We start from the raw sequence: 24,781 nt of genomic DNA on the forward strand, positions 1-24,781 counted from the left end.
CCGATGAGCACTGTTGACATCCTTTCGCCTGCCGGCGAGAAGACCGGAAGCGTCGAACTCCCCGCGGAGATCTTCGGCGTGGAGAAGATCAGCATCCCGCTGATCCACCAGGTCGTCGTTGCGCAGAACGCGGCTGCCCGCCAGGGCACGCACAAGACCAAGCGTCGCGGTGAAGTCCGTGGTGGCGGCAAGAAGCCGTACCGCCAGAAGGGCACCGGCCGCGCCCGTCAGGGCTCGACCCGCGCCCCGCAGTTCGCCGGCGGTGGCGTCGTCCACGGCCCGCAGCCGCGTGACTACTCGCAGCGGACCCCGAAGAAGATGAAGGCCGCGGCCCTGCGCCACGCCCTCACCGACCGGGCCCGCAACAACCGCATCCACGTCGTCACCGGCGTGATCGAGGGCGACTCCCCGTCCACGAAGGCCGCTCGCACGCTGTTCGGCAAGATCTCGGAGCGCAAGAACCTGCTCCTGGTCGTCGACCGCGCCGACGAGGCCGCGTGGCTGTCCGCCCGCAACCTGCCCCAGGTGCACATCCTGGAGCCGGGCCAGCTGAACACGTACGACGTGATCGTCTCGGACGACGTGGTCTTCACCCAGGCCGCTTTCGAGTCCTTCGTCGCCGGCCCGCAGGCCAACGACACCGAAGGGAGCGAGGCCTGATGGCTACGCGTCACCCGAGCATTGCCTCCAAGGCTGCGAAGGCCGCCAAGGCCGCGCGCGTCGCCAAGGCGCGTCGCCACGAGGCCGAGGGCAAGAACACCGTCGTCACCGCGCCCAGCAAGGCGTACACGGACCCCCGTGACGTGCTGCTGAAGCCGGTCGTGTCGGAGAAGAGCTACGCGCTCCTCGACGAGAACAAGTACACGTTCATCGTCGACCCCAACGCCAACAAGACCCAGATCAAGCAGGCCGTCCAGGCGGTCTTCTCGGTCAAGGTCACCGGGGTCAACACGATCAACCGCCAGGGCAAGCGCAAGCGGACCCGCACCGGTTTCGGCCAGCGTGCCGGCACCAAGCGCGCGATCGTGACCCTTGCTGAGGGCGACCGTATCGACATCTTCGGCGGTCCGACCGCCTAAGGGCGGTCTGGATCGTCCGATATCGGACGAGGACTGAGAAATGGGAATCCGCAAGTACAAGCCGACTACGCCGGGCCGTCGCGGCTCCAGCGTCGCCGACTTCGTCGAGGTCACGCGGTCCACGCCGGAGAAGTCGCTGGTTCGCCCCCTGCACAGCAAGGGCGGCCGTAACAATTCCGGTCGTGTGACCGTCCGCCACCAGGGCGGTGGCCACAAGCGCGCCTACCGAGTGATCGACTTCCGTCGTCACGACAAGGACGGCGTGCCGGCGAAGGTCGCGCACATCGAGTACGACCCCAACCGCACCGCGCGCATCGCGCTGCTGCACTACGCGGACGGCGAGAAGCGCTACATCCTCGCCCCCCGCAACCTGCAGCAGGGTGACCGCGTCGAGAACGGTCCCGGGGCCGACATCAAGCCGGGCAACAACCTGGCGCTCCGCAACATCCCAGTCGGTACCACGATCCACGCGATCGAGCTCCGTCCCGGTGGCGGCGCCAAGTTCGCCCGCTCCGCCGGTGCCTCGGTGCAGCTGCTCGCGAAGGAGGGCCAGATGGCCCACCTCCGCATGCCTTCCGGTGAGATCCGCCTGGTCGACGTGCGCTGCCGCGCCACCGTCGGCGAGGTCGGCAACGCCGAGCAGAGCAACATCAACTGGGGCAAGGCCGGCCGTAAGCGCTGGCTGGGCGTTCGCCCGACCGTTCGCGGTGTGGCGATGAACCCGGTTGACCACCCGCACGGTGGTGGTGAGGGCAAGACCTCCGGTGGTCGCCACCCGGTCTCCCCGTGGGGTCAGAAGGAGGGTCGTACTCGTTCGCCGAAGAAGGCTTCGAACAAGTACATCGTCCGCCGCCGCAAGACGAACAAGAAGCGCTAGGAGCGGGTTTAGATGCCGCGGAGTCTCAAGAAGGGGCCCTTCGTCGACGACCACCTGATCAAGAAGGTGGACGCCCAGAACGAAGCTGGCACCAAGAACGTCATCAAGACCTGGTCCCGTCGCTCCATGATCGTGCCGGCCATGCTCGGCCACACGCTCGCGGTGCACAACGGCAAGACCCACATCCCGGTGTTCGTCACCGAGTCGATGGTCGGTCACAAGCTCGGCGAGTTCTCGCCGACTCGTACCTTCCGGGGTCACGTCAAGGACGACCGGAAGTCGAAGCGCCGCTAGTAGCGGATCGCATTCAGACACGTAAGTAACTGAGAGGGACAACCATGGAAGCCAGGGCCCAGGCGCGGTACATCCGCGTTACGCCCATGAAGGCCCGCCGCGTGGTGGACCTTATCCGTGGCATGGATGCCACGGAGGCTCAGGCTGTTCTGCGATTCGCTCCGCAGGCAGCCTCAGTGCCGGTCGGCAAGGTGCTCGACAGCGCCATCGCCAACGCCGCGCACAACTACGACCACACCGACGCCGACAGCCTCGTCATCTCCGAGGCGTACGTCGACGAGGGTCCGACCCTGAAGCGGTTCCGTCCGCGCGCCCAGGGCCGTGCCTACCGGATCCGCAAGCGGACCAGCCACATCACCGTGGTCGTCAGCAGCAAGGAAGGAACCCGGTAATGGGCCAGAAGGTAAACCCGCACGGGTTCCGGCTCGGTGTCACCACGGACTTCAAGTCCCGGTGGTACGCCGACAAGCTGTACAAGGACTACGTCAAGGAAGACGTCGCCATCCGTCGGATGATGACGTCCGGCATGGAGCGCGCCGGCATCTCGAAGGTGGAGATCGAGCGCACCCGTGACCGTGTGCGTGTGGACATCCACACCGCGCGTCCGGGCATCGTCATCGGCCGCCGTGGCGCCGAGGCCGACCGCATCCGCGGTGACCTCGAGAAGCTCACGGGCAAGCAGGTCCAGCTGAACATCCTCGAGGTCAAGAACCCCGAGACGGACGCTCAGCTGGTTGCTCAGGCCGTTGCCGAGCAGCTCTCCTCCCGCGTCTCCTTCCGTCGGGCCATGCGTAAGAGCATGCAGTCCGCCATGAAGGCCGGCGCCAAGGGCATCAAGATCCAGTGCGGCGGCCGCCTCGGTGGCGCCGAGATGTCCCGCTCGGAGTTCTACCGCGAGGGCCGTGTGCCCCTGCACACGCTCCGCGCGAACGTGGACTATGGCTTCTTCGAGGCCAAGACGACCTTCGGCCGCATCGGTGTGAAGGTCTGGATCTACAAGGGCGATGTCAAGAACATCGCCGAGGTCCGCGCCGAGAACGCCGCAGCCCGCGCCGGCAACCGCCCGGCCCGTGGTGGCGGCGGCGCCGACCGCCCGGCCCGTGGTGGCCGTGGTGGCGAGCGTGGCGGTCGCGGTCGTAAGCCGCAGCAGGCTCCCGCTGCCGAGGCCCCCAAGGCCGAGGCTCCGGCGGCTGCCGCTCCGGCTGAGAGCACCGGAACGGAGGCCTGACCGACATGCTGATCCCCCGTAGGGTCAAGCACCGCAAGCAGCACCACCCGAAGCGCCGTGGTCAGGCCAAGGGCGGTACGACGGTCTCGTTCGGCGAGTACGGCATTCAGGCCCTCACGCCGGCGTACGTGACCAACCGCCAGATCGAGGCGGCCCGTATCGCGATGACCCGCCACATCAAGCGTGGTGGCAAGGTCTGGATCAACATCTACCCGGACCGCCCGCTCACGAAGAAGCCTGCCGAGACCCGCATGGGTTCCGGTAAGGGTTCTCCCGAGTGGTGGATCGCGAACGTGCACCCGGGCCGGGTCATGTTCGAACTGTCCTACCCCAACGAGAAGATCGCCCGTGAGGCCCTGACTCGCGCAGCCCACAAGCTGCCGATGAAGTGCCGGATCGTCAAGCGCGAGGCAGGTGAAGCGTGATGTCGGCCGGTACCAAGGCGTCCGAGCTGCGCGAACTGGGTGACGAGGAGCTTCTCAACAAGCTCCGCGAAGCCAAGGAAGAGCTGTTCAACCTCCGCTTCCAGGCGGCGACGGGTCAGCTCGAGAACCACGGTCGGCTGAAGGCCGTCCGTAAGGACATCGCGCGGATCTACACCCTGATGCGTGAGCGCGAGCTGGGCATCGAGACGGTGGAGAGCGCCTGATGAGTGAGAGCAACGTGACTGAGCAGACTGCAGAGGCCCGCGGCTTCCGCAAGACCCGTGAGGGTCTCGTCGTCAGCGACAAGATGGACAAGACCGTCGTCGTCGCCGTCGAGGACCGCGTCAAGCACGCGCTGTACGGCAAGGTCATCCGCCGTACCAACAAGCTCAAGGCGCACGACGAGCAGAACGCTGCCGGCGTCGGCGACCGGGTCCTCCTCGCGGAGACCCGCCCGCTGTCGGCGACCAAGCGCTGGCGCATCGTCGAGATCCTCGAGAAGGCCAAGTAATTTCCTGCGGGGGTAATCCCGCAGGTCAGTTCCGCCAGGCTCGGCAGGGGTTCCGTCACGGAACCCCTGCCGGGAACCGGCAGACAAACAGGAGATAGACGTGATCCAGCAGGAGTCGCGACTGCGTGTCGCCGACAACACTGGTGCGAAGGAAATCCTTTGCATCCGTGTGCTCGGTGGCTCCGGTCGCCGCTACGCGGGCATCGGTGACGTCATCGTCGCCACCGTCAAGGACGCGATCCCCGGCGGCAACGTGAAGAAGGGTGACGTCATCAAGGCGGTCATCGTTCGCACCGTCAAGGAGCGCCGCCGTCCCGACGGCTCGTACATCCGCTTCGACGAGAACGCCGCTGTCATTCTCAAGAACGACGGCGACCCTCGTGGCACCCGTATCTTCGGCCCGGTCGGCCGGGAGCTGCGCGAGAAGAAGTTCATGAAGATCATCTCGCTCGCGCCGGAGGTGCTGTAAGCATGAAGATCAAGAAGGGCGACCTGGTTCAGGTCATCACCGGTAAGGACAAGGGCAAGCAGGGCAAGGTCATTGCCGCTTACCCGAGCGACGAGCGCGTCCTGGTCGAGGGTGTCAACCGGGTCAAGAAGCACACCAAGGCCGGCCCGACCGCCAAGGGTTCGCAGGCCGGTGGCATCGTCACGACCGAGGCGCCGATCCACGTCTCCAACGTCCAGCTGGTCGTTGAGAAGGACGGCAACAAGGTCGTCACGCGTGTCGGTTACCGCTTCGACGACGAGGGCAACAAGGTTCGCGTTGCCAAGCGGACTGGTGAGGACATCTGATGGCTACCACCACGACTCCGCGTCTCAAGACGAAGTACCGCGAGGAGATCGCGGGCAAGCTGCGTGAGGAGTTCTCCTACGAGAACGTCATGCAGATCCCCGGCCTCGTCAAGATCGTGGTCAACATGGGTGTGGGCGACGCCGCCCGCGACTCCAAGCTGATCGAGGGCGCCATCCGCGACCTCACCACGATCACCGGTCAGAAGCCGGCCGTCACCAAGGCCCGCAAGTCCATCGCGCAGTTCAAGCTGCGCGAGGGTCAGCCGATCGGTGCCCACGTCACGCTCCGTGGCGACCGCATGTGGGAGTTCCTGGACCGCACCCTGTCGCTCGCGCTTCCGCGCATCCGCGACTTCCGTGGTCTGTCCCCCAAGCAGTTCGACGGCCGTGGCAACTACACCTTCGGTCTCACGGAGCAGGTCATGTTCCACGAGATCGACCAGGACAAGATCGACCGTACCCGGGGTATGGACATCACCGTGGTGACCACGGCGACCAACGACGCTGAGGGCCGCGCTCTCCTTCGTCACCTCGGCTTCCCCTTCAAGGAGGCGTGAGCGAGATGGCGAAGAAGGCTCTGATTGCCAAGGCTGCTCGCAAGCCCAAGTTCGGTGTTCGTGGCTACACGCGCTGCCAGCGCTGCGGCCGTCCGCACTCCGTGTACCGCAAGTTCGGCCTGTGCCGCGTGTGCCTTCGTGAGATGGCTCACCGTGGCGAGCTGCCGGGCGTGACCAAGAGCTCCTGGTAGTCCCCCCTTTAGGGACTCCAAGGGCTCTCGGTAAGCACTGGGCGTGTCAGGCGCCCTGCTCTCCATGGCTTAGGCTAGGAGGGTTGGGCGCCTGACGGTAGCCCGTACGACTTACTACGCCGTAGGTCCACCGCACCGCACCCGCCTCGTCTCGGATCGAGGAGAGGGATGGCGCACCAGGAAACCCCGGCGAGAGAGGCCGAAGGCCAATTCATGACCATGACTGATCCGATCGCAGACATGCTTACGCGTCTGCGGAACGCGAACTCGGCGTACCACGACTCTGTGACGATGCCGGCGTCCAAGATCAAGTCTCACATCGCGGAGATCCTCCAGCAGGAGGGCTTCATCACGGGCTGGAAGGTCGAGGACGCCGAGGTCGGCAAGAACCTCGTCCTCGAGCTGAAGTTCGGCCCGAACCGTGAGCGCTCCATCGCGGGCATCAAGCGGATCTCCAAGCCCGGTCTCCGGGTTTACGCGAAGTCCACCTCCCTGCCCAAGGTGCTGGGTGGCCTCGGCGTGGCGATCATCTCCACGTCCCACGGGCTCCTCACCGACAAGCAGGCCGGCAAGAAGGGCGTAGGCGGAGAAGTTCTCGCCTACGTCTGGTAGCGGAAGGGAACGGAAGAAGCTATGTCGCGTATTGGCAAGCTCCCCATCACGGTTCCCGCCGGCGTGGACGTCACCATCGACGGCCAGACGGTCTCGGTGAAGGGCCCCAAGGGATCCCTGAGCCACACCGTCGTTTCGCCGATCGAGATCGCCAAGGGTGAGGACGGCGTCCTGAACGTCACCCGCCCCAACGACGAGCGTCAGAGCAAGGCCCTGCACGGCCTGTCCCGCACGCTGGTGGCGAACATGATCACCGGCGTGACCCAGGGTTACGTGAAGAAGCTCGAGATCAGCGGTGTCGGTTACCGCGTTACGGCCAAGGGATCGAACCTCGAGTTCGCTCTGGGCTACAGCCACCCGATCACCGTCGAAGCCCCCGAGGGCATCACCTTCAAGGTTGAGAACCCGACCCGTTTCTCGGTCGAGGGCATCGACAAGCAGAAGGTCGGCGAGGTTGCGGCCAACATCCGCAAGCTGCGCAAGCCCGACCCGTACAAGGCCAAGGGCGTCAAGTACGAGGGCGAAGTCATCCGCCGCAAGGTCGGAAAGGCGGGTAAGTAAGCCATGGCATACGGACAGAAGATCCTTAAGGGCGACGCCTACAAGCGCGCCGCGATCAAGCGCCGTCACATTCGTATCCGCAAGCACATCTCGGGTACGGCTGAGCGGCCGCGTCTCGTTGTGACGCGCTCGAACCGCCACATCGTGGCCCAGGTCATCGACGACATCAAGGGTCACACCCTGGCGTCGGCGTCGACCCTGGACACCTCGATCCGCGGTGCCGAGGGCGACAAGTCCGCGCAGGCGAAGTCGGTCGGCGCCCTGGTCGCCGAGCGCGCCAAGGCTGCGGGCGTCGAGGCTGTCGTATTCGACCGTGGTGGCAACCAGTACGCCGGGCGCATTGCCGCCCTGGCGGACGCCGCCCGCGAAGCCGGGCTCAAGTTCTGAGCCGCTTCCGTAGCTAGCGGAAACAGAGAGAGGTAATTCCAATGGCTGGACCCCAGCGCCGCGGTGGCGGTGCCGGTGGCGGCGAGCGGCGGGACCGGAAGGGCCGTGACGGCGGCGCAGCTGCCGCCGAGAAGACCGCTTACGTTGAGCGCGTTGTCGCGATCAACCGTGTCGCCAAGGTTGTGAAGGGTGGTCGTCGCTTCAGCTTCACTGCGCTCGTCGTAGTGGGCGATGGCGATGGCACCGTCGGTGTCGGTTACGGCAAGGCCAAGGAGGTGCCGGCCGCGATCGCCAAGGGTGTTGAAGAGGCCAAGAAGCACTTCTTCAAGGTCCCCCGTATCCAGGGCACCATCCCGCACCCGATCACGGGCGAGAAGGCCGCGGGCGTCGTCCTGCTCAAGCCTGCTTCCCCCGGTACCGGCGTTATCGCCGGTGGCCCGGTGCGTGCCGTGCTCGAGTGCGCCGGCGTTCACGACATCCTGTCGAAGTCGCTCGGCTCGTCGAACGCGATCAACATCGTGCACGCGACCGTGGAGGCCCTCAAGGGTCTGCAGCGTCCCGAGGAGATCGCGGCTCGCCGTGGTCTGCCCCTCGAGGACGTCGCTCCCGCGGCTCTGCTGCGTGCGCGTGCCGGGGCTGGTGCTGCGTAATGGCACAGCTCAAGATCACGCAGACGAAGTCGTACATCGGCAGCAAGCAGAACCACCGTGACACCCTGCGTTCCCTTGGTCTCAAGGGCATCAACACGCAGGTCGTCAAGGAGGATCGTCCCGAGTTCCGCGGCATGGTGCACACCGTCCGCCACCTCGTGACGGTCGAGGAGGTCGACTGATCATGGCGGAGAACAACCCGCTCAAGATCCACAACCTCCGTCCCGCCCCGGGCGCCAAGACCGCCAAGACCCGTGTGGGTCGTGGTGAGGCGTCGAAGGGTAAGACGGCCGGTCGTGGTACCAAGGGCACGAAGGCCCGTTACCAGGTTCCGGAGCGCTTCGAGGGTGGGCAGATGCCCCTCCACATGCGTCTTCCGAAGCTCAAGGGCTTCAAGAACCCGTTCAAGGTCGAGTTCCAGGTCGTGAACCTCGACAAGCTGGCCGCCCTCTACCCCGAGGGTGGCGAGGTCACCGTCGAGGGTCTGGTGGCCAAGGGGGCCGTTCGCAAGAACAGCCTCGTCAAGGTCCTCGGTCAGGGAGAGATCACCGTGGCGCTGCAGGTGACGGTCGACGCCGTCTCCGGCTCCGCCAAGGAGAAGATCACCGCGGCCGGCGGCACCGTCACCGAGCTCGTCTGAACACCTCAGGCGTCTCGATGACTTGAGCGATCCCGACCGGGGATACCCCACAAATGGGGTATCCCCGGTTGGTCGTTCCTAGGGTGGCAGTCTCGCCGGTAAGGTGGCCTGCACTGCCAACTTTCACAGGGTGCTTCACCTGGGGCACCTTGAGCGGCAGTTGGCCGTTACGTATTCGTCTGTATCCGTCGAACCTCAAGACCGTCACCCTTGACGCAGTAGCGCGGGGGTCGCAGGAGGCACCGTGCTCACCGCGTTCGCCCGGGCGTTCAAGACGCCCGACCTGCGCAAGAAGCTGCTCTTCACGCTGGGCATCATCGTGGTGTACCGAGTGGGTACCCACGTTCCGATCCCCGGCGTCGACTACAAGTCCGTTCAGCAGTGCGTCGACGAGGCGTCCGCGAACCAGGGCCTCTTCGGTCTGGTCAACATGTTCAGCGGCGGAGCGCTGCTGCAGATCACCATCTTCGCGCTCGGGATCATGCCGTACATCACGGCGAGCATCATCCTTCAGCTGCTGACCGTGGTCATCCCGCGCCTGGAAGCCCTCAAGAAGGAGGGTCAGGCAGGTACCGCGAAGATCACGCAGTACACCCGCTACCTGACCGTGGCGCTCGCCATCCTTCAGGGCACGGGCCTCGTCGCCACCGCCCGCAGCGGTGCGCTGTTCTCCGGCTGCACCGCCGCGTCGTCCATCGTCCCGGACCGCTCGATCTTCTCCACGATCGTCATGGTCATCACCATGACCGCCGGTACGGCCGTCGTGATGTGGCTCGGTGAGCTCATCACCGACCGCGGTATCGGCAACGGCATGTCGATCCTGATGTTCATCTCGATCGCCGCCACCTTCCCGTCGGCGCTGTGGGCCATCAAGAAGCAGGGCACCCTGGCCGACGGCTGGATCGAGTTCGGCACCGTCGTCGCGGTCGGCCTGGTCATGGTCGGTCTGGTGGTCTTCGTCGAGCAGGCTCAGCGCCGTATCCCGGTTCAGTACGCGAAGCGGATGATCGGCCGCCGCGCCTACGGCGGGACGTCCACCTACATCCCGCTGAAGGTGAACCAGGCGGGTGTGATTCCCGTCATCTTCGCGTCGTCACTGCTGTACATCCCGGCTCTCATCGCGCAGTTCTCGAGCAGCGACTCCGGCTGGAAGACCTGGGTCACGCAGAATCTGACCAAGGGCGACCACCCGATTTACATCACCATGTACTTCTTGCTGATCGTTTTCTTCGCCTTCTTCTACGTCGCGATCTCCTTCAACCCCGAGGAAGTCGCCGACAACATGAAGAAGTATGGTGGCTTCATCCCGGGCATCCGGGCTGGCCGACCGACCGCTGAGTACCTCTCCTACGTACTCAACCGGATCACCTGGCCGGGTTCGCTGTACTTGGGTCTGATTGCTCTCGTCCCGACGATGGCGTTGGTTGGTTTCGGGGCAAACCAGAACTTCCCGTTCGGCGGGACCAGCATCCTGATCATCGTGGGTGTGGGTCTTGAGACGGTGAAGCAGATCGAGAGCCAGCTCCAGCAGCGCAATTACGAAGGGTTCCTCCGCTGATGCGAATCGTCCTCGTCGGGCCGCCTGGCGCCGGAAAGGGAACGCAGGCCACGCGCCTCGCCGAGAAACTGCGTGTCCCGCACATCTCCACGGGCGACCTGTTCCGCGCCAACATCAGCCAGCAGACGGACCTTGGCAAACTCGCGAAGTCCTACATGGACGCCGGCAATCTCGTCCCCGACGAGGTCACCATCGCGATGGCGAAGGACCGTATGGAACAGCCGGACGCCGTGAACGGCTTCCTGCTGGACGGCTTCCCGCGGAACGTCTCACAGGCCGAGGCGTTGGACGAGCTGCTCACCACCGAGGGCATCAAGCTGGACGCGGTGCTGGATCTGGAGGCCCCCGAGGAGGAGGTCGTCAAGCGGATCGCCGGTCGGCGCATCTGCCGTAACGACTCCTCGCACGTCTTCCACGTGACGTACAAGAAGCCGGCCAAGGAAGGCGTCTGCGACGTCTGCGGCGGCGAGCTGTACCAGCGGGACGACGACTCCGAGGCCACCGTCCGCACGCGGCTCGAGGTCTACCACACGCAGACCGAGCCGATCATCGACTACTACAAGTCGCAGGGCCTGGTCGTGACGATCGAGGCCATGGGTCCGGTGGACGAGGTCACCACTCGTGCGCTGGCCGGACTGAAGCGTGAGGGCGACGACCAGTAGTCGTCGTCCTGGTACGGCCGTGGAGTCCCGAGGGACTGCACGGCCGTACTGTTGTGTAGGTAACCGAACCAGCGAGTGACGGAGAGCGCAGGCCCCCCATGGTGCAGATCAAGACCCCCGAGCAGATCGCCAAGATGCGTGAGGCGGGACTGGTCGTCGCCGCCATCCACGCGGCCACGCGGGAGGCCGCTGTGCCAGGGGCGTCCACGAAGGACCTGGACGAGGTCGCGCGCAAGGTGCTCGCCGAGCACGGGGCGAAGTCGAACTTCCTGGGGTACGGCGGTTTCCCGGCGACGATCTGCACCTCCGTGAACGAGGTCGTGGTCCATGGCATCCCGTCCGAGGACGTGGTCCTGGCGGACGGCGACATCATCTCCATCGACTGCGGCGCGATCGTCGACGGCTGGCACGGAGACGCGGCCTACACGGCCTTCGTGGGGTCCGGTCACGCTCCGGAGCTCCTCGAACTGTCCCGGGTGACGGAAGAGTCCATGTGGGCCGGTATCGCCGCGATGAAGCAGGGCAACCGGCTGGTGGACGTATCGAAGGCCATCGAGACGTACATCCGCCGGCAGCCGAAGGCCGGCGGCGGGCGCTACGGGATCATCGAGGACTACGGCGGCCATGGCATCGGTACCGAGATGCACATGGACCCGCATCTGCTGAACTACGTCGACCGGCGGCGGGGGAAGGGGCCGAAGCTGGTTCCCGGGTTCTGCCTCGCGATCGAGCCGATGGTGTCGCTGGGGACGCCCAGGACCGAGGTCCTCTCCGACGACTGGACCGTCATCACGACCGACGGCACGTGGTCCTCGCACTGGGAGCACTCTGTCGCGTTGACCGTGGACGGTCCGCTGGTGCTCACGGCTCCCGACGGGGGTAAGGCGAAGTTGGCCGAGTACGGGGTTGTCGCCGCTCCGGATCCGCTGGCCTGAGCGCCTAGCGGGGAGGGCGGTTCTGTCGTCGCGCGACTGCGGGTGAGTCGTGGCTGATCGCGCAGTTCCTCGCGCCCCTGACGGGGCGCTCTTGCCCCCGCGTGCTTAAAGATCTCCCCTCCCGGGCATTCTTCCTCGATTCGTCTTTCCGGGTGTGCTGACGTAGACTGACTCGTCGGCTCTCGTGCACCCGCATGTCTGCATGCGCTCGCGCAGAGTCGATCAAGGTAGTCGATTCGAAGGGCGAAGCGTGGCCAAGAAGCAAGGTGCCATCGAGATCGAGGGCACTGTCGTCGAGTCTCTTCCGAACGCCATGTTCAAGGTCGAGCTCCAGAACGGCCACCAGGTCCTGGCTCACATCAGCGGCAAGATGCGTATGCACTACATCCGTATCCTCCCTGACGACCGGGTCGTGGTGGAGTTGTCTCCGTACGACCTGACGCGTGGCCGGATCGTCTACCGCTACAAGTAGATCTTGCCCGCATCCCGTTTCGGCGGGGTGGTGGCACTGACCCGGAGAACCTCACTAATGAAGGTCAAGCCGAGCGTCAAGAAGATCTGCGACAAGTGCAGGGTGATCCGCCGTCACGGTCGGGTCATGGTCATCTGCGAGAACCCGCGCCACAAGCAGCGCCAGGGCTGACGCACGACCTTTCCCTCTGCATCGATATCGCAGAGATTCGCGCGACGCGAGCTGAATTTGTTCATACGCAGAACCCAGGCACTCCGGTGTCTGACACCCCCGGTTCGGAGGCCGGGGACCCAGTTCGTACCTGGTACGGCGGCTGGGAACCGGTTCTGTGGAAGACCTCCGAAGATCACCAGGAGCCATTGAATGGCACGCGTTTCCGGTGTTGACATCCCGCGCGAAAAGCGCGTGGAGGTCGCCCTGACCTACGTGTTCGGTATTGGCCGTACTCTCTCCCAGCTGACGCTGGCCGAGACCGGCGTCGACCCGAACACCCGCGTTCGCGACCTCTCCGAGGAGCAGCTCGTCGCGATTCGTGAGTACGTCGACAACAACATCAAGACCGAGGGTGACCTCCGTCGCGAGGTCCAGGCCGACATTCGCCGCAAGGTGGAGATCGGCTGCTACCAGGGTCTCCGTCACCGTCGTGGTCTGCCCGTTCGCGGTCAGCGCACCAGCACGAACGCTCGTACCCGCAAGGGCCCGCGTCGCGCCATCGCCGGCAAGAAGAAGCCGGGCAAGAAGTAGTCCTCAGCGGACAACGCTTCATCAGCGGTCTTCGCTGTAGGACCGACCACCTCCCCGTAGGAGTTACTAGATGCCCCCCAAGGGTCGTCAGGGCGCTGCCAAGAAGGTGCGCCGCAAGGAAAAGAAGAACGTCGCTCATGGGCACGCCCACATCAAGAGCACGTTCAACAACACGATCGTCTCGATCACGGACCCCTCGGGCAACGTGATCTCCTGGGCCTCCGCCGGCCACGTCGGCTTCAAGGGCTCGCGCAAGTCCACCCCCTTCGCCGCGCAGATGGCCGCCGAGTCGGCCGCCCGCCGCGCGCAGGAGCACGGCATGCGCAAGGTTGACGTGTTCGTCAAGGGTCCCGGCTCCGGCCGTGAGACCGCGATCCGCTCCCTCCAGGCCACCGGCCTCGAGGTCGGCTCGATCCAGGACGTCACGCCGACCCCGCACAACGGCTGCCGTCCGCCCAAGCGCCGCCGCGTCTGACGCACGGCTGCTTGGTCTGAGGTTTTCGGGCGGTATGACTCTTCGGAGTCGTATCGCCCGTACCCTTGTAACAAATCAGGGCGTCAAATAGCGGGCGCCCCTGACAGAAGGAACGCACCATGCTGATCGCTCAGCGTCCCTCGTTGACCGAAGAGGTCGTCGACGAGTTCCGCTCCCGGTTCGTGATCGAGCCGCTGGAGCCGGGCTTCGGCTACACCCTCGGCAACTCCCTCCGCCGTACCCTCCTGTCGTCGATTCCCGGCGCTGCTGTCACCAGCATCCGCATCGACGGTGTCCTGCACGAGTTCACCACCGTGCCGGGCGTCAAGGAGGACGTCACCGACCTGATCCTCAACATCAAGCAGCTGGTCGTCTCCTCGGAGCACGACGAGCCGGTCGTGATGTACCTGCGCAAGCAGGGTCCGGGTCTGGTCACCGCCGCCGACATCGCGCCTCCGGCCGGTGTCGAGGTGCACAACCCCGACCTGGTCCTGGCCACGCTGAACGGCAAGGGCAAGCTGGAGATGGAGCTCACGGTCGAGCGTGGCCGTGGTTATGTCTCCGCCGTGCAGAACAAGCAGGTGGGCCAGGAGATCGGCCGTATTCCGGTCGACTCCATCTACTCGCCGGTTCTGAAGGTGACGTACAAGGTCGAGGCGACTCGTGTCGAGCAGCGGACCGACTTCGACAAGCTGATCGTCGATGTCGAGACCAAGCAGGCGATGCGTCCGCGTGACGCCATGGCCTCTGCCGGTAAGACGCTGGTCGAGCTGTTCGGTCTCGCCCGTGAGCTGAACATCGACGCCGAGGGCATCGACATGGGCCCGTCGCCCACGGACGCCGCCCTGGCCGCTGATCTGGCGCTGCCGATCGAGGAGCTGGAGCTCACCGTTCGGTCGTACAACTGCCTCAAGCGTGAGGGCATCCACTCCGTGGGTGAGCTCGTCGCCCGCTCCGAGGCCGACCTCCTGGACATCCGTAACTTCGGTGCGAAGTCCATCGACGAGGTCAAGGCGAAGCTGGCCGGCATGGGCCTGGCCCTCAAGGACAGCCCGCCCGGATTCGACCCGACCGCCGCCGCCGACGCCTTCGGTGCCGACGACGACGCGGACGCGGGTTTTGTGGAGACCGAGCAGTACTGATCGGTCATTGCCGGTGAGCATCCGCTCACCGGGTTCCTGACCCCGGTACCTGATACGGCCGGGGCAGACCAAGGAGAAAGAAATGCCGAAGCCCACCAAGGGTGCCCGTCTGGGCGGCAGTGCCGCGCACGAGAAGCTGCTTGTCGCGAACCTCGCGAAGGCGCTCTTCGAGCACGGCCGGATCACCACGACCGAGGCGAAGGCGCGCAAGCTGCGTCCCTACGCCGAGCGTCTGATCACCAAGGCGAAGAAGGGTGACCTTCACAACCGCCGCCAGGTGCTCCAGGTGATCACGGACAAGAGCGTCGTCCACACGCTCTTCACCGAGATCGGCCCGCGCTACGAGAACCGTCCGGGTGGCTACACCCGTATCACCAAGATCGGTAACCGCCGTGGCGACAACGCGCCCATGGCTGTCATCGAGCTGGTCGAGGCGCTGACGGTCGCGCAGGCTGCGACGGGTGAGGCCGAGGCTGCCACCAAGCGTGCCGCGAAGGACGCCGAGGCTGCTCCGGCTGCCGAGGAGACCAAGGTCGACACGGCCAAGGCCGACGAGTCCGAGGACGCCGCCGAGGAGTCCAAGGACGCCTGAGGCTCTGCCTCGCGTTGACAAAGCGGGCCCGTTCCTTTTCTGGAGCGGGCCCGCTTTCGTGTTCCTGAGAGGATCTCTGTGTGAGTGACGAAGTAGAGCCCGGGTTCGTGCGGGTGCGGATGGATCTGTCGTACGACGGGAGCGAGTTCTCCGGGTGGGCCAAGCAGGCCGGGGGGCGGCGGACCGTGCAGGGGGAGGTCGAGGACGCGCTGCGTACGGTGACCCGGTCCCAGGAGACGTACGAGCTGACCGTGGCCGGGCGGACCGATGCCGGGGTGCATGCGCGGGGGCAGGTCGTGCACGTCGATCTGCCTAGGGAGGTCTGGGGCGAGCATCACGACAAGTTGCTCAAGCGGCTCGCCGGGCGGCTGTCGAAGGATGTGCGGGTGTGGGCGCTGCGTGAGGCGCCCAGCGGTTTCAACGCCCGGTTCTCCGCTGTCTGGCGGCGGTACGCCTATCGCGTCACCGACAACCCGGGGGGCGTGGACCCGCTGCTGCGGAGTCATGTCCTGTGGCACGACTGGCCGCTCGACGTCGATGCGATGAACGAGGCCGCCGGGCGGCTCCTCGGGGAGCACGACTTCGCCGCCTACTGCAAGAAGCGGGAGGGTGCGACCACCATTCGTACGCTCCAGGAGCTGAGCCTGGTGCGAGGCGAGGACGGGATCATCACCGCCACGGTCCGGGCCGATGCCTTCTGCCACAACATGGTGCGCTCGCTGATCGGGGCGCTGCTGTTCGTGGGGGACGGGCACCGGGGGCCGGAGTGGCCGGGGAAGGTGCTGGCCGCGGGGGTCAGGGACTCCGCCGTGCATGTCGTACGGCCGCACGGGCTGACGCTCGAGGAAGTCGGCTATCCGGCCGACGGGTTGCTGGCCGCGCGGAACAAGGAGGCGCGGAATCGGCGGTCGTTGCCCGGGTCGTCCGGTTGTGAAACCTGTTAGTTACCGCTCATTTGGTCGCAGATAGCGGACATGTCGCATCTTACCCGGCGTAAGCCCCCTTCCGACTCTTACGTCATCTACATAACTTCGGTTAATCTTTCGCAGCTCGGCCATTGGTTCGATTGGGGAGGCCGAGCACGGGTGGGGGTCGACGGGCCGGTGGGGCCCATGGGTGGTTTCTTTTTTCATGAGTTCAGTGGGTCCTGTACGGACCGGGGGGCGTCGTAGCGCGCGCCAGAACAGTGGACGGCGCAGGGCAGGGCGAAGTGGGAGCGCTCCACTGGGGCTGCTGCCGCTGCCGCCGACGGACAAGGAGAAGTACTCCTACGCCCGGCGGAACCTGTGGATTCTGACGATCACTTCGCTGATCAGCTTCTGCTGCCTGGTGGTGAGCCAGTTCGAGCTGGCGAAGTCCACGCCGGTGCTGTGGATCTACACACCGCTGCTGGTCTTCACGGTCATCTACTACCTGATATCGCTCCGGGTGAATGGTTTCACCAGGGACTTCGACATCGCGTACCACAAGCGGCTGGTCCACAACTGGCGGCCCGAGGTCTATCCCACGGTCGATGTGTTCCTGCCGGTGTGCGGTGAGCCCATCGAGGTGCTGCACAACACCTGGCGGCACGTCCGGGACATGGCCGACCACTATCCGGGTGTCTGCGTCCCGTTCGTCCTCGACGACGGCGCCGACCCCCAGCTGGAGGCGATGGCCCGGGACTTCGGGTTCCGCTATGGCACCCGCGAGAACCGCGGCTGGTTCAAGAAGGCCGGCAATCTGCACTTCGGGTTCGGGCAGTCCGACGGCAAGTACATCCTCATCCTGGACGCCGACTTCACCCCGCGTGCCGACCTGCTCCAGGAGCTGCTGCCGTACATGGAGTCCGATCCGGGCATCGGCATCGTCCAGTCCCCGCAGTACTTCCGGGTGCTGGACTCGCAGAACTGGATCGAGCGCGGCGCGGGCGCCGTGCAGGAGCTGTTCTACCGGTCCGTGCAAGTCTCCCGGCAGGGCAGTGACGGCGCGATCTGCGTCGGCTCCTGTGCCGTGTACCGGCGGGCCGCGCTGGAGACCAACGGCGGTACGACGCTGATCGAGCACTCCGAGGACGTGCACACCGGCTTCGACCTGCGGGGCCTGGGCTGGGACCTGCGGTATGTGCCGGTCGCCGTCTCCACCGGGGTGTGCCCGGACACCGCCGGCGCCTTCTTCAACCAGCAGTACCGCTGGTGCTCCGGGTCGATGAGCCTGCTCGGCAGCAGGAAGTTCTGGGAGCGCAAGATCAAGCTCTCCAGCCGGCTGTGCTACATGTCCGGGTTCTTCTACTACATCCACACGGCGCTGTTCACCTTCGCGGCGCCGGTCATCCCCATCGTGCTGCTGGTGATGATGCCGGACAAGCTCCAGGTCGAGCATCTGCTCATGGTGGCGCCCAGCATCATCTACACCACCATCGTCTTCCCGATGTGGCACAAGGCGCCCTACCGGCTGGAGGCCTGGGCCGCCCGCATGATGTACGGCTGGGCGCACGTCTTCGCCATCTGGGACATCCTGCGCAAGAACCGCATGGGCTGGCAGCCCACCGGATCCTCCGGGGCCAAGAAGAACAAGACCCGCCGCTTCTGGATCGGCATGTGGGTCTGGAGCGGCGGCACCGCCCTGATCTGGGTGGTCGGCGCCGTGTACCGGACGTTCACCATGGACGCCCCGAACTTCGCCCTGATCCTGTCCTCCGGACTCTTCTACGCCCTCGTGGTGGCCCGTGTGCTGGTCCAGCCCCGCGAGAAGGAGGCCGTCTGATGCAGCTTCGCACCCGCACGCGCACCGCACTGACCGCCGTCCTGCTCACCGCGCTGGCCCTCAGCGGCTGCTCTGTGCTCGGCGACTCGAACAACGGCTCACCGGCCGGACAGAGCGAGGGGGACGCCGATCGGTCGCAGAGCGCGGAGTCGGACCTTCCCTACGACGTCACCCCGCTGCTGAAGCCGGAGAAGAAGTACTACGGCGCCGCCCTCGACGGCGCTCCCAACTCCATGAAGGCCGTCGACGCCTACACCACGATGACCGGCAAGCAGCCGAACCTCATCGAGTACTACGCCGCCTTCGGGGACGGCTTCGACGCCAGCGGTGTCCGCAAGGCCTGGAAGGAGGGCGCCCTGACACTGATGTCCTGGGAGCCCTTCGACACCGGCATCGCGGACATCGCGGCCGGAAAGTCGGACGCGTACATCAAGAAGTACGCCACGGCCGTGCGCAAGCTGAATCTCCCCGTCGTGATCGACTTCGCCGACGAGTTCAACGGCCACTGGGAGAAGTGGGGCACGAAGAACGCGACCCCCGAGGAGTACGTGGCCGCCTGGCGGCACATCCACGACACGTTCATCGACGCCGGCGCCTCGAACGTGATCTGGGCCTGGTCGCCGAACATCGTCAATCCGGTCAAGAGCGTCAAGCTGAAGCCGTACTACCCGGGAGACGCCTACGTCGACTGGGTCGGGCTGATCGGCTACTGGACGATCGACGACGACAACGCCTTCGACAGCGTCTTCGGTCCCACCATCGACCAGATCCGCACCTTCACCAAGAAGCCGATGCTCCTCCTGGAGACCGCGGCCATGGCGGGTGAGCGGCGACGGGCCGACATCCGCAACCTGTTCGCGGGTGTGGAGGCCGACGACGACATGCTCGGCTTCATCTGGTTCAACCACAAGAAGCGTGCCGACTGGCGGTTGGAGGCGAGCCCGCTGGCCCTCCAGGAGTTCAAGAGGCTGGCCGCGGACGACCGTTTCGGCTTCGACGTACGGAAGCCGTGATGACCTCCCGACACGATCACTACACGCCACAGCCCTACGATCCGTACGCCGACGACGACGGCAGCTGGTTCAACTCCGACGGCCGGCCGCCACAGCAGCAGCCCCCGCAGCAGAACTACGGGTACGACGCCCGGCAGTACCCCCAGCAGCAGCCACAGGAGCAGCAGCCGTACTCGGCCGCCATCCCGGAACAGCCGCGGAGCGGTTACGACGACCAGCCGACGTACGCCCTGCGCACCGTGCAGTACCAGCAGGTGCCGGACGCGGACGAGGAGCCCGACTACCACATCCCCGAAACGCCGGAAGCCGGCTGGGACATGGCCACGAGCCGGCGGCGGGCCTGGGTCAGCCGGGCCGTGCTGCTGTGCATCATGCTCGTCCAGGCGGCGCTGTCGCTGCGGCTGGCCAACACGGCGTTCCAGGACGAGGCGCTGTACCTGGCGGCCGGCCACGCCGAGCTGGACCACCTCCTCAACGGCACCGACCTGCCGCGCGACTACGCCGCGTACTTCTCCGGCTCCCCGCAGCTGTACCCGGTGCTCGCCGCGATGGTCGACGCCAAGTTCGGGCTGGCCGGGGCGCGTTGTCTGAGCCTGTTCTTCATGCTCTGCACCACCGGGTTGCTGTACTCGTTCAGCCGGCGGCTGTTCAACGAACGGGCCGCGTTGGCCGGTACCGCGCTCTACGCGGTGCTCCAGTCGACCGTCGTCATGGGCTACTTCGCCACGTACGACGCGGCCGCGGTGTTCCTGCTGGCCCTGACGACCTGGATCGTCGTGCGCACCGACCGGGCGCCCGTCCTCGCCGTGCTGCTGGCCGCGCCCGTCGCGGTCCTGGCGGTCGGGGTGAAGTACGCGTCCGCGCTGTATCTGCCGACGATCATCGTGCTCGCGCTGCTCACGGCGTGGCCGCACAAGGGCCGCAAGGCGTTCGCGCGGATGGTGCTGCTCGCGGTCGGCATCGGCGGCCTGGTCGCCGTCGGGATGTACACCACCGACCTGATGGACGGTGTGCGGCAGACCACCACCAACCGTGCCCATGGCACCGACACCACCGAGTTCCTGCTGGAGCAGTCCGCCAAGTGGGGCGGGCTGATGTTCCTGGCCGCCGTCGGCGGCGCGATCTCGTATGTGCGGCGCAGCCGGATGAACGAGTCGCCGCTGGCCCTGCGACTGGGCAACCCCGGCTGGCGCTGGCGGGCCCTGCTCGGTCTGCTGCTGTGCGGCACGGCCGTGCTGGCACCGGCGTACCAGGTCCATCTGGGGACCGTGGTCTCGCTGTTCAAGCACGTCGGCTTCGGTCTGCTCTTCGCCGCGCCGATGGCGGGTGTGGGGGTGACCCGGCTGGTGGGTGCGCACTTCCGCTATCCCCAGCTCGGCATCATGCTCTGGACGGCCATGCTGTGCCTGGGCATCCAGCAGGCCGACTGGCGCTTCGACGTCTGGCCCGACTCCTCGAAGATGATCAGTGCGATCGAGTCCCATGTGGACCGCAAGGGCAACTACCTCGCCTCGACGCCCGAGGTGCCCGTCTACTACCTGTACGACAAGTCCGGCCACAACCAGTGGCACAGCCTTTTCGGCATGGAGTACAAGGACGCGAAGGGCAAGTACCACAGCGGCGACGGCGCCTACAAGGCGGCGGTCAAGGACGGCGACTTCGACCTGATCGTCCTGGACGGGCTCACCAATCCGCGGGTGGACGACATCGTCGCCGCCGCGGTCAAGGGCAACTCGCACTACCGGCTGCTGGCCGAGATCCCGTTCCGCAACGCGAACGGCACGAGCGAGTACCGCATCTGGATCAAGACCTCCTGAGCACCTCCGCTCCGAGGTAGAAAGGCCGTACCCATGCGGCTCACTGTCATCGGCACCGGCTACCTCGGTGCCACCCACGCCGCCTGCATGGCGGAGCTCGGTCACGAGGTGCTCGGCGTCGACGTCGATCCGGACAAGATCGCCGCGCTGCGGGCCGGCCAGGTGCCCTTCCACGAGCCCGGGCTGCCCGAGCTGATCCGGAAGCACACGGCGACCGGACGACTGAGGTTCACCACCGACCATGCGGAGGCCGGGGCCTTCGGCGAGGTGCACTTCGTGTGTGTCGGCACCCCGCAGCGCAAGGACTCCGAGGGCGCCGACCTCACCTACGTCGACGCGGCTTTCGCGGCGATCGCCGGGCACGCGGCCGAGGGTTCGCTGCTGGTCGGCAAGTCGACCGTGCCGGTGGGCACGGCGCAGCGGCTCGCCGGGACGCTGGGCGTCGAGGTCGCCTGGAACCCGGAGTTCCTGCGGGAGGGCTTCGCCGTCGAGGACACGCTGCGGCCCGACCGGCTGGTCATCGGTGTCCGATCCGCACATGCGGAAACGATCCTCCGCAAGGTGTACGAGCCCGTCCTGGCGGTCGGCACCCCGCTGGTCACCGCCGACTTCCCGACCGCCGAACTCGTCAAGACGGCCGCCAACGCCTTCCTCGCCACCAAGATCTCCTTCATCAACGCGATGGCCGAGCTCTGCGAGGCGACGGGCGGCGACGTCGGCGTCCTGGCCGAGGCCATCGGCCACGACGACCGGATCGGGAAGAAGTTCCTGCGGGCCGGCGTCGGCTTCGGCGGGGGCTGTCTGCCCAAGGACATCCGCGCCTTCGCGCACCGCGCCGACGAGCTGGGGGTCTCGCTGGCGTTCCTGCGCGAGGTGGACGCGATCAACATGCGCCGCCGCGACAAGGCTGTCGAGCTGGCGCGGGAGCTGTGCGGGGGTTCGGTGCTGGGGGCCCGTATCGCCGTACTGGGCGCGGCGTTCAAACCGGACTCGGACGACATCCGGGACTCGCCCGCGCTCAACGTGGCCGCCCGTCTGCGCCTGGACGGCGCCGACGTCACGGTCTACGACCCCGAGGCGCTGGACAACGCCCGCAAGGCGTTCCCGCTCCTCGGATACGCGCTGTCGGCCGAGGAGGCGCTCAGGGGAGCCGACCTCGTGCTGCATCTGACCGAGTGGCCGCAGTTCCGGGAGATCGACCCGGCACGGGCCGCGTCGCTGGTGGCCCGTCCGCTGATCGTGGACGGCCGGGGGGCGCTCGACGGGGACCGCTGGTCCGCGGCGGGCTGGCACTTCCGCGCGCTGGGCAGGCCCGCGCCGGTTGAGGAGAGGCCCCTTCAGGGCCTCTAGGGGAGGGAACGGAAAGACATGACGGCCAACGACAGACACGTCGGCGTACCGGTCACCATCGTGATGCCGACGTACAACGAGGCGGCGAACCTGCCCAGGATGGCCGAGCTGGTCCTTGGTCTGCCGATCGACGGGCTGCATCTGAAGGTCGTCGACGACTCCAGCCCGGACGGGACGGGGCGGATCGCCGAGGAGCTCGCGGAGAAGTACAACGCGGACCGGGCTCACGGGCGGCGCCGGATGAGCGTGCTGCACCGCACCGAGAAGGACGGCCTCGGGCGCGCGTACGTCGCGGGCATGAGCGCCGCGCTCGCCGAGGGCGCCGAGTACGTCATCCAGATGGACGCCGACGGCAGCCACCCCGTCGAGGCGGTGCCGCGGATGCTCGGCACGGCCGTGGCCTCCGGCGTCGGCCTGGTCGTCGGCAGCCGGTACGTCGAGGGCGGCTCGCTGGACGAGGAGTGGGGCCGACACCGCGTCCTGCTGTCCCGCTTCGCCAACCGCTACGCCCGGACCGTGCTCGGCACGAAGATCCGGGACATCACGGCCGGCTTCAACCTGTGGTCGGCCGCCACGCTGCGTGACGTGGATCTGGCGACCCTGGACAGCGCCGGCTACAGCTTCCAGGTCGAGCTGAAGTTCAAGGCCGTCCGGGCCGGGCACAGCGCCGTGGAGATCCCGATCCGCTTCGAGGAGCGCACCGAGGGGGTCTCCAAGATGAACCTCTCGACGCAGATCGAGTCGGCGCTGGTGCCGCTGCGGCTGCGGCTGCGCAACCGGCGCAGCTGAGCGGGCGGGACCGGGATCCGCCGGCCTGCGGGGGCCGGCGGATCGACGCGCCCGCTACTCGTTCGCCGCCGCCGACGCCTGGGCCTCGCCGCGGCGGCGGATCTGGCGGAAGGTGAACTCGGCCAGGTCGTCGCCGGTGGAGAAGACCCGCGTGCTCTTCTCCGTGACGTTCTTGCCGTTGGTGAACCCGGCGGTCGTGAAGTAGGCGTAGCGGCCGTAGGAGTTGGTCGTCGTACGGCAGATCGCGGAGTCGCAGAAGGACTTCACGCCCTTGCCGGACAGGGACCGCACGACGCTCTTGTCGTCGGACTGGGTCTTGACCTTGGTCGCCTGTGCCTCGGTGTCGAAGACGGCCACGCCGACCGTCACCGCGACGCCGTCCTTGACGTACGTCACCCGCATCAGGCGGGTGCAGTCGTTGGCGTCGAGGATCTTCGGCAGAGTGCCCTGGGCGACCGAGGCGCAGTTCTTGGTGTCGGTCGTCGGGCCCTTCTTGTAGACCGTCTCGCCCATGGTCAGCTGCGTGCCCGGGAAGAGGATGTCCGCGCCGATCGGGGCGGTGTCCTTGGTCTTGCTGGAGACGAACTCCTTCGGGTCCAGCGGCGGCGGGGCGCTGGTCGGCGCGAAGGACGGGGCCGTGGCGGACTGGCTCGGGATGTCCGCGGTCGCGGGCAGCGAGGACGCGGTGGACGCCTCACTGTCCCCGTTCGCCGACACCACGGCCACGGCCACGACGGTGCCTATCGCCACGGTGGCGAGGGCGCCACCGCCGATGAACAGCAGCCTGCGGCGTTTGTTGCGGGTCTCCGACGCCTCGGCGAGCGCGGCCCAGTCCGGGGTCGGGCCGTCACCGCTGCCGGTCCACGGCTGCTGGGAATTCGGTTTCCAGGGATCCCACTGGGACGGGGGTCCCCCCTGCTGCCCAAAGCTCATGGGGCGCATCTTAGACGGGGGGCGGGAGGGGCCGGTGCGCGTACTCGTTTTGACCCGTCCGGGGCAGCGCGAGTACTCTTGCCGATTGTTATGCGTATCGGCTTGGTCGCTCTCAGGCGAGAGGCCCATACGTAGGTTCCCTGGAGCAGTTACCAGTGGGCGGCATACGGGCATCGGACCCGGCACTGTCGTCCCCAGCTGCACGATCGCTTCAGTGATGCCATGTGTCAGCACCCATCCACTGAAGAAGAAGGCTGCGAAGTGCGTACGTACAGCCCCAAGCCCGGCGATGTGACTCGCCAGTGGCACGTCATTGACGCTCAGGACATCGTCCTGGGCCGTCTGGCTACCACTGCCGCGAACCTCCTCCGTGGCAAGCACAAGCCGACCTATGCCCCGCACATGGACATGGGCGACTTCGTCATCATCATCAACGCCGACAAGGTTCACCTGTCCGGCAACAAGAAGACCCAGAAGCTGGCGTACCGCCACTCCGGGTACCCGGGTGGTCTGCGCTCCGTCCGTTACGACGAGCTGCTGGCGAAGAACCCCGAGAAGGCCGTCGAGAAGGCCATCAAGGGCATGATCCCCAAGAACACCCTGGGCCGTCAGATGCTCTCGAAGCTGAAGGTCTACTCGGGCGACCAGCACCCCCACGCTGCCCAGCAGCCGGTGCCGTTCGAGATCACCCAGGTCGCGCAGTAGTTCCGGCCACACCCCTAAACAGAAAAGAATCTGAGGAGAACC

36 protein-coding genes are annotated in these 24,781 nt (G+C 66.5%); 35 read left to right on the forward strand and 1 reads right to left on the reverse strand.

All coding sequences use genetic code 11. The features are described from left to right. The first annotated feature begins 3 nt into the window (after positions 1–3). The 34 genes from rplD (at position 4) to OG381_RS28065 (ending at position 23,101) form a co-directional block, all read left to right on the forward strand. Positions 4–660 (forward strand): 50S ribosomal protein L4, encoded by a 657-nt coding sequence (gene rplD, locus OG381_RS27900; protein WP_307027064.1) that lies wholly within the window; start codon positions 4–6, stop codon positions 658–660. Continuing rightward, positions 660–1,079, forward strand: coding sequence for a 50S ribosomal protein L23 (gene rplW / locus OG381_RS27905; RefSeq protein WP_266823222.1), 420 nt, complete (start codon positions 660–662; stop codon positions 1,077–1,079). Before rplD ends, rplW begins: the two co-directional genes overlap by 1 nt. A 40-nt stretch (positions 1,080–1,119) precedes the next feature. Next, a complete protein-coding gene (gene rplB / locus OG381_RS27910) occupies positions 1,120–1,956 on the forward strand; it encodes a 50S ribosomal protein L2 (RefSeq protein ID WP_030046376.1) in 837 nt (278 codons plus the stop codon). Positions 1,957–1,968: 12 nt separating this feature from the next. Then, positions 1,969–2,250: a 30S ribosomal protein S19 gene (gene rpsS / locus OG381_RS27915; RefSeq protein ID WP_003992359.1), complete on the forward strand. Its 282-nt coding sequence runs from the start codon at positions 1,969–1,971 to the stop codon at positions 2,248–2,250. Positions 2,251–2,294: 44 nt separating this feature from the next. Continuing rightward, positions 2,295–2,642, forward strand: a complete 348-nt coding sequence (gene rplV, locus OG381_RS27920; protein WP_030619142.1) for a 50S ribosomal protein L22 — start codon at positions 2,295–2,297, stop codon at positions 2,640–2,642. Beyond that, positions 2,642–3,478, forward strand: a complete 837-nt coding sequence (gene rpsC, locus OG381_RS27925; protein ID WP_171143557.1) for a 30S ribosomal protein S3 — start codon at positions 2,642–2,644, stop codon at positions 3,476–3,478. The genes rplV and rpsC overlap by 1 nt, the downstream gene beginning before the upstream one ends. A gap of 5 nt (positions 3,479–3,483) precedes the next feature. Next, positions 3,484–3,903: a 50S ribosomal protein L16 gene (rplP, locus tag OG381_RS27930; RefSeq protein WP_006140905.1), complete on the forward strand. Its 420-nt coding sequence runs from the start codon at positions 3,484–3,486 to the stop codon at positions 3,901–3,903. Continuing rightward, positions 3,903–4,127, forward strand: a complete 225-nt coding sequence (gene rpmC, locus OG381_RS27935) for a 50S ribosomal protein L29 (protein WP_005481220.1) — start codon at positions 3,903–3,905, stop codon at positions 4,125–4,127. Before rplP ends, rpmC begins: the two co-directional genes overlap by 1 nt. Continuing rightward, entirely contained in the window at positions 4,127–4,414 is a 288-nt protein-coding gene (rpsQ, locus tag OG381_RS27940) for a 30S ribosomal protein S17 (RefSeq protein WP_046263523.1), read from the forward strand. The genes rpmC and rpsQ overlap by 1 nt, the downstream gene beginning before the upstream one ends. A gap of 100 nt (positions 4,415–4,514) precedes the next feature. Then, complete coding sequence (rplN, locus tag OG381_RS27945) at positions 4,515–4,883, forward strand: 50S ribosomal protein L14 (RefSeq protein WP_003992364.1); 369 nt, start codon at positions 4,515–4,517, stop codon at positions 4,881–4,883. 2 nt (positions 4,884–4,885) lie between these two features. Next, entirely contained in the window at positions 4,886–5,209 is a 324-nt protein-coding gene (gene rplX, locus OG381_RS27950; RefSeq protein WP_046263522.1) for a 50S ribosomal protein L24, read from the forward strand. Then, positions 5,209–5,766 (forward strand): 50S ribosomal protein L5, encoded by a 558-nt coding sequence (gene rplE, locus OG381_RS27955; protein ID WP_003974255.1) that lies wholly within the window; start codon positions 5,209–5,211, stop codon positions 5,764–5,766. Before rplX ends, rplE begins: the two co-directional genes overlap by 1 nt. 5 nt (positions 5,767–5,771) lie before the next feature. Continuing rightward, positions 5,772–5,957, forward strand: coding sequence for a type Z 30S ribosomal protein S14 (locus OG381_RS27960; protein WP_003948630.1), 186 nt, complete (start codon positions 5,772–5,774; stop codon positions 5,955–5,957). Between the two features lie 213 nt (positions 5,958–6,170). Further along, positions 6,171–6,569, forward strand: coding sequence for a 30S ribosomal protein S8 (rpsH, locus tag OG381_RS27965; protein WP_013001411.1), 399 nt, complete (start codon positions 6,171–6,173; stop codon positions 6,567–6,569). Between the two features lie 21 nt (positions 6,570–6,590). Continuing rightward, positions 6,591–7,130 (forward strand): 50S ribosomal protein L6, encoded by a 540-nt coding sequence (rplF, locus tag OG381_RS27970; RefSeq protein ID WP_307027057.1) that lies wholly within the window; start codon positions 6,591–6,593, stop codon positions 7,128–7,130. 3 nt (positions 7,131–7,133) lie between these two features. Further along, the gene (gene rplR, locus OG381_RS27975) at positions 7,134–7,517 is read left to right on the forward strand and encodes a 50S ribosomal protein L18 (protein ID WP_046263520.1); all 384 of its coding nucleotides are present in this window, start codon (positions 7,134–7,136) and stop codon (positions 7,515–7,517) included. Between the two features lie 41 nt (positions 7,518–7,558). Next, on the forward strand, positions 7,559–8,167 hold the full coding sequence (rpsE, locus tag OG381_RS27980; RefSeq protein WP_013001409.1) for a 30S ribosomal protein S5: 609 nt from the start codon (positions 7,559–7,561) through the stop codon (positions 8,165–8,167). Further along, positions 8,167–8,349: a 50S ribosomal protein L30 gene (rpmD, locus tag OG381_RS27985; RefSeq protein ID WP_005481207.1), complete on the forward strand. Its 183-nt coding sequence runs from the start codon at positions 8,167–8,169 to the stop codon at positions 8,347–8,349. The genes rpsE and rpmD overlap by 1 nt, the downstream gene beginning before the upstream one ends. A 2-nt stretch (positions 8,350–8,351) precedes the next feature. Beyond that, entirely contained in the window at positions 8,352–8,807 is a 456-nt protein-coding gene (gene rplO / locus OG381_RS27990; protein WP_020941680.1) for a 50S ribosomal protein L15, read from the forward strand. A gap of 244 nt (positions 8,808–9,051) precedes the next feature. Then, positions 9,052–10,365: a preprotein translocase subunit SecY gene (secY, locus tag OG381_RS27995; RefSeq protein ID WP_327718819.1), complete on the forward strand. Its 1,314-nt coding sequence runs from the start codon at positions 9,052–9,054 to the stop codon at positions 10,363–10,365. Further along, entirely contained in the window at positions 10,365–11,027 is a 663-nt protein-coding gene (locus OG381_RS28000) for an adenylate kinase (protein ID WP_046263517.1), read from the forward strand. The genes secY and OG381_RS28000 overlap by 1 nt, the downstream gene beginning before the upstream one ends. Before the next feature lie 98 nt (positions 11,028–11,125). Continuing rightward, positions 11,126–11,962, forward strand: a complete 837-nt coding sequence (gene map / locus OG381_RS28005) for a type I methionyl aminopeptidase (RefSeq protein ID WP_266888952.1) — start codon at positions 11,126–11,128, stop codon at positions 11,960–11,962. Positions 11,963–12,212: 250 nt separating this feature from the next. Continuing rightward, a complete protein-coding gene (infA, locus tag OG381_RS28010; protein WP_003948620.1) occupies positions 12,213–12,434 on the forward strand; it encodes a translation initiation factor IF-1 in 222 nt (73 codons plus the stop codon). 57 nt (positions 12,435–12,491) lie between these two features. Next, positions 12,492–12,605 carry a 50S ribosomal protein L36 gene (gene rpmJ, locus OG381_RS28015; RefSeq protein ID WP_003998809.1) on the forward strand — a complete coding sequence of 38 codons (114 nt, stop codon included), beginning with the start codon at positions 12,492–12,494 and terminating at the stop codon, positions 12,603–12,605. 192 nt (positions 12,606–12,797) lie between these two features. Further along, positions 12,798–13,178 (forward strand): 30S ribosomal protein S13, encoded by a 381-nt coding sequence (gene rpsM / locus OG381_RS28020; protein ID WP_046263515.1) that lies wholly within the window; start codon positions 12,798–12,800, stop codon positions 13,176–13,178. A 70-nt stretch (positions 13,179–13,248) separates the two neighbouring features. Then, positions 13,249–13,653 (forward strand): 30S ribosomal protein S11, encoded by a 405-nt coding sequence (gene rpsK / locus OG381_RS28025; protein ID WP_003956432.1) that lies wholly within the window; start codon positions 13,249–13,251, stop codon positions 13,651–13,653. Positions 13,654–13,772: 119 nt separating this feature from the next. After that, a complete protein-coding gene (locus tag OG381_RS28030; protein ID WP_003966937.1) occupies positions 13,773–14,795 on the forward strand; it encodes a DNA-directed RNA polymerase subunit alpha in 1,023 nt (340 codons plus the stop codon). 82 nt (positions 14,796–14,877) lie between these two features. Next, positions 14,878–15,387: a 50S ribosomal protein L17 gene (rplQ, locus tag OG381_RS28035; protein ID WP_327718820.1), complete on the forward strand. Its 510-nt coding sequence runs from the start codon at positions 14,878–14,880 to the stop codon at positions 15,385–15,387. An 80-nt stretch (positions 15,388–15,467) separates the two neighbouring features. Continuing rightward, the gene (gene truA, locus OG381_RS28040) at positions 15,468–16,331 is read left to right on the forward strand and encodes a tRNA pseudouridine(38-40) synthase TruA (RefSeq protein WP_327718821.1); all 864 of its coding nucleotides are present in this window, start codon (positions 15,468–15,470) and stop codon (positions 16,329–16,331) included. A gap of 385 nt (positions 16,332–16,716) precedes the next feature. Next, positions 16,717–18,132, forward strand: coding sequence for a glycosyltransferase family 2 protein (locus OG381_RS28045; RefSeq protein WP_327722569.1), 1,416 nt, complete (start codon positions 16,717–16,719; stop codon positions 18,130–18,132). Further along, a complete protein-coding gene (locus OG381_RS28050) occupies positions 18,132–19,145 on the forward strand; it encodes a glycoside hydrolase family 26 protein (protein WP_327718822.1) in 1,014 nt (337 codons plus the stop codon). The genes OG381_RS28045 and OG381_RS28050 overlap by 1 nt, the downstream gene beginning before the upstream one ends. After that, positions 19,145–20,962 (forward strand): ArnT family glycosyltransferase, encoded by a 1,818-nt coding sequence (locus tag OG381_RS28055; RefSeq protein ID WP_327718823.1) that lies wholly within the window; start codon positions 19,145–19,147, stop codon positions 20,960–20,962. Before OG381_RS28050 ends, OG381_RS28055 begins: the two co-directional genes overlap by 1 nt. Before the next feature lie 33 nt (positions 20,963–20,995). After that, entirely contained in the window at positions 20,996–22,312 is a 1,317-nt protein-coding gene (locus OG381_RS28060; RefSeq protein WP_327718824.1) for a UDP-glucose dehydrogenase family protein, read from the forward strand. An 18-nt stretch (positions 22,313–22,330) separates the two neighbouring features. Beyond that, positions 22,331–23,101, forward strand: a complete 771-nt coding sequence (locus OG381_RS28065; RefSeq protein ID WP_327718825.1) for a polyprenol monophosphomannose synthase — start codon at positions 22,331–22,333, stop codon at positions 23,099–23,101. 54 nt (positions 23,102–23,155) lie between these two features. Here the strand turns inward: OG381_RS28065 and OG381_RS28070 are convergent, their stop codons facing one another. Further along, the gene (locus OG381_RS28070) at positions 23,156–24,034 is read right to left on the reverse strand and encodes a hypothetical protein (protein ID WP_327718826.1); all 879 of its coding nucleotides are present in this window, start codon (positions 24,032–24,034) and stop codon (positions 23,156–23,158) included. Between the two features lie 261 nt (positions 24,035–24,295). On the opposite strand from OG381_RS28070, the gene rplM reads away from it, so the two are divergent. Beyond that, positions 24,296–24,739 (forward strand): 50S ribosomal protein L13, encoded by a 444-nt coding sequence (rplM, locus tag OG381_RS28075; RefSeq protein ID WP_045559465.1) that lies wholly within the window; start codon positions 24,296–24,298, stop codon positions 24,737–24,739. The last annotated feature ends 42 nt before the right edge of the window (positions 24,740–24,781 follow it).

Source organism: Streptomyces sp. NBC_00490, from assembly GCF_036013645.1.
In the GTDB taxonomy this organism is placed as follows: Bacteria; Actinomycetota; Actinomycetes; order Streptomycetales; family Streptomycetaceae; genus Streptomyces; species Streptomyces canus_F.

Bases quoted from the DNA above. Each gene is read 5' to 3' on its own strand.
- rplD (WP_307027064.1), top strand. From the start codon at position 4: ATGAGCACTGTTGACATCCTTTCGCCTGCCGGCGAGAAGACCGGAAGC.
- rplW (WP_266823222.1), top strand. From the start codon at position 660: ATGGCTACGCGTCACCCGAGCATTGCCTCCAAGGCTGCGAAGGCCGCC.
- rplB (WP_030046376.1), top strand. From the start codon at position 1,120: ATGGGAATCCGCAAGTACAAGCCGACTACGCCGGGCCGTCGCGGCTCC.
- rpsS (WP_003992359.1), top strand. From the start codon at position 1,969: ATGCCGCGGAGTCTCAAGAAGGGGCCCTTCGTCGACGACCACCTGATC.
- rplV (WP_030619142.1), top strand. From the start codon at position 2,295: ATGGAAGCCAGGGCCCAGGCGCGGTACATCCGCGTTACGCCCATGAAG.
- rpsC (WP_171143557.1), top strand. From the start codon at position 2,642: ATGGGCCAGAAGGTAAACCCGCACGGGTTCCGGCTCGGTGTCACCACG.
- rplP (WP_006140905.1), top strand. From the start codon at position 3,484: ATGCTGATCCCCCGTAGGGTCAAGCACCGCAAGCAGCACCACCCGAAG.
- rpmC (WP_005481220.1), top strand. From the start codon at position 3,903: ATGTCGGCCGGTACCAAGGCGTCCGAGCTGCGCGAACTGGGTGACGAG.
- rpsQ (WP_046263523.1), top strand. From the start codon at position 4,127: ATGAGTGAGAGCAACGTGACTGAGCAGACTGCAGAGGCCCGCGGCTTC.
- rplX (WP_046263522.1), top strand. From the start codon at position 4,886: ATGAAGATCAAGAAGGGCGACCTGGTTCAGGTCATCACCGGTAAGGAC.
- rplE (WP_003974255.1), top strand. From the start codon at position 5,209: ATGGCTACCACCACGACTCCGCGTCTCAAGACGAAGTACCGCGAGGAG.
- OG381_RS27960 (WP_003948630.1), top strand. From the start codon at position 5,772: ATGGCGAAGAAGGCTCTGATTGCCAAGGCTGCTCGCAAGCCCAAGTTC.
- rpsH (WP_013001411.1), top strand. From the start codon at position 6,171: ATGACCATGACTGATCCGATCGCAGACATGCTTACGCGTCTGCGGAAC.
- rplF (WP_307027057.1), top strand. From the start codon at position 6,591: ATGTCGCGTATTGGCAAGCTCCCCATCACGGTTCCCGCCGGCGTGGAC.
- rplR (WP_046263520.1), top strand. From the start codon at position 7,134: ATGGCATACGGACAGAAGATCCTTAAGGGCGACGCCTACAAGCGCGCC.
- rpsE (WP_013001409.1), top strand. From the start codon at position 7,559: ATGGCTGGACCCCAGCGCCGCGGTGGCGGTGCCGGTGGCGGCGAGCGG.
- rpmD (WP_005481207.1), top strand. From the start codon at position 8,167: ATGGCACAGCTCAAGATCACGCAGACGAAGTCGTACATCGGCAGCAAG.
- rplO (WP_020941680.1), top strand. From the start codon at position 8,352: ATGGCGGAGAACAACCCGCTCAAGATCCACAACCTCCGTCCCGCCCCG.
- OG381_RS28000 (WP_046263517.1), top strand. From the start codon at position 10,365: ATGCGAATCGTCCTCGTCGGGCCGCCTGGCGCCGGAAAGGGAACGCAG.
- map (WP_266888952.1), top strand. From the start codon at position 11,126: ATGGTGCAGATCAAGACCCCCGAGCAGATCGCCAAGATGCGTGAGGCG.
- rpmJ (WP_003998809.1), top strand. From the start codon at position 12,492: ATGAAGGTCAAGCCGAGCGTCAAGAAGATCTGCGACAAGTGCAGGGTG.
- rpsM (WP_046263515.1), top strand. From the start codon at position 12,798: ATGGCACGCGTTTCCGGTGTTGACATCCCGCGCGAAAAGCGCGTGGAG.
- rpsK (WP_003956432.1), top strand. From the start codon at position 13,249: ATGCCCCCCAAGGGTCGTCAGGGCGCTGCCAAGAAGGTGCGCCGCAAG.
- OG381_RS28030 (WP_003966937.1), top strand. From the start codon at position 13,773: ATGCTGATCGCTCAGCGTCCCTCGTTGACCGAAGAGGTCGTCGACGAG.
- rplQ (WP_327718820.1), top strand. From the start codon at position 14,878: ATGCCGAAGCCCACCAAGGGTGCCCGTCTGGGCGGCAGTGCCGCGCAC.
- OG381_RS28050 (WP_327718822.1), top strand. From the start codon at position 18,132: ATGCAGCTTCGCACCCGCACGCGCACCGCACTGACCGCCGTCCTGCTC.
- OG381_RS28055 (WP_327718823.1), top strand. From the start codon at position 19,145: ATGACCTCCCGACACGATCACTACACGCCACAGCCCTACGATCCGTAC.
- OG381_RS28060 (WP_327718824.1), top strand. From the start codon at position 20,996: ATGCGGCTCACTGTCATCGGCACCGGCTACCTCGGTGCCACCCACGCC.
- OG381_RS28065 (WP_327718825.1), top strand. From the start codon at position 22,331: ATGACGGCCAACGACAGACACGTCGGCGTACCGGTCACCATCGTGATG.
- OG381_RS28070 (WP_327718826.1), bottom strand. From the start codon at position 24,034: ATGAGCTTTGGGCAGCAGGGGGGACCCCCGTCCCAGTGGGATCCCTGG.